This is a genomic window from Candidatus Obscuribacterales bacterium (assembly GCA_036703605.1).
Taxonomy (GTDB): Bacteria; Cyanobacteriota; Cyanobacteriia; order RECH01; family RECH01; genus RECH01.
The window spans coordinates 1-1541 of sequence record DATNRH010000903.1 but is presented as its reverse complement, the minus strand read 5'-3'; the positions used below and the strand labels follow the sequence as shown (position 1 = coordinate 1541).

The window sequence follows — 1541 nt, the reverse complement described above, 5'->3', positions numbered from 1 at the left end:
TTGCTGTTGGGGTCAGCACGGTATGACCCAATGATCAGGTCATCGAAGCCATCGCCATTGATATCCCCAGCACTGCTCACCGAAAAACCAGAACGGTCATCTGCGGCTACCCCATCAATACGAAAGCCATTGCTGCCAGTGAGGGCAGAGAGATTGAGGGTGCTACTAAATCCTGCATCACTGCCAAACACCACATAGCTAGAGCCTGAATTGGTGCCGTTGGGGTCAGCACGGTATGACCCAATGATCAGGTCATCGAAGCCATCACCATTGACATCCCCAGCACTGCTCACCGAACGCCCGGAATAGTCAAATGCAGCTACCCCATCGATACGAAAGCCATTACTGCCATCGAGGCTAGAGAGGTTGAGAATGCTACTAAACCCACCTCCACTTCCAAACACCACATAGCTAGAGCCTGAATCAGTGTTGCCGTTGGGGTCGGCAACAAATGCCCCAATGATCAAGTCATCAAAGCCATCGCCATTGATATCCCCACCACCACTCACCGACCGACCGAAATAGTTAAAGTCGGTTACCCCATAGATGCTAAAGCCATTGCTGCCATCGAGGCTGGAGAGATTGAGGGTGCTATTAAACCCACCCACACTACCAAATACCACATAGCTGGAGCCTGAATCAAGGCCGTTAGAGTTGGCACTGGTTGCCCCAATGATCAGGTCATCAATACCATCCCCATTAATATCCCCGGCACTGCTCACCGAAAAACCGGAATTGTCAAATTCGGCTACCCCATCGATGCGAAAGCCATTGCTGCCATTGAGGGCAGCCAAGTTCAAAACGGGATCAAATGTCATCTTTTTTCTTTTTCCTAAACATTAATTGGTTTTCACGGTTGTTCCTAACGGGCACCCTCTAGCGGTGCCCGTTATCCATCACCCATCGAAATCACATGGCGGATTTCATCGGAGCGAATGCCGATCGCCATAGGGCGCTGCACGTTAGGGATAGTCACAACGTCATACAGTTCTGAAACCGTTCCTTCAATGCGCAATGTATGCACCAGATCTCCACTGCGTAGATCAATCACGCCGATGCCACACCTTGGCTCCGCTGCCTTCTGCACCAGGGCAGCATCTAACGCCAAGCCTTGAAAACTCTTGTTATGGCGGGGTTCTGATAGCCCAACCAGGGCAAAGTCTCCGGCAAATGCGAGGCCGCGCAGGTAACCGGGACAAAAGGTCACCGCTTCAAACTGGCCGGTTGCGGTATCGATATACCCAAACTCGCCTGTCCCAGAGTTCAATAGCCAGAGGCGATCGCCATACCACCGGGGTGAATGGGGCATCGATAGCCCTGTGGCGATGATTTCATTGCTCTCTATGTCTATGACGCAACCACCATCGCTGCGATGGTCGCGCCAGCCATCAGCCACATCACTGCGGCTCACGCTCGTCACATAGCGCGGTTGCCCATCCCGTAGCGCTAAGCCGTTGAGATGACAGCGATCTTCGGCAGCTAGCTTGCTGATAAAGGGTGGTTGCCACAAGGGGACAAAGCTATGGGTTTCACTGACAGTT

Annotated in this window: 2 protein-coding genes; both read right to left on the bottom strand. The window is 52.5% G+C overall.

The genetic code is table 11. The features are described 5' to 3' along the window. The coding region (locus V6D20_18540; GenBank protein ID HEY9817780.1) for an integrin alpha at positions 1-818 on the bottom strand (818 nt) is incomplete at its 3' end. 71 nt (positions 819-889) lie between these two features. Further along, a partial coding sequence (locus V6D20_18535) for a TIGR03032 family protein (GenBank protein ID HEY9817779.1) occupies positions 890-1541 on the bottom strand: 652 nt, incomplete at its 5' end.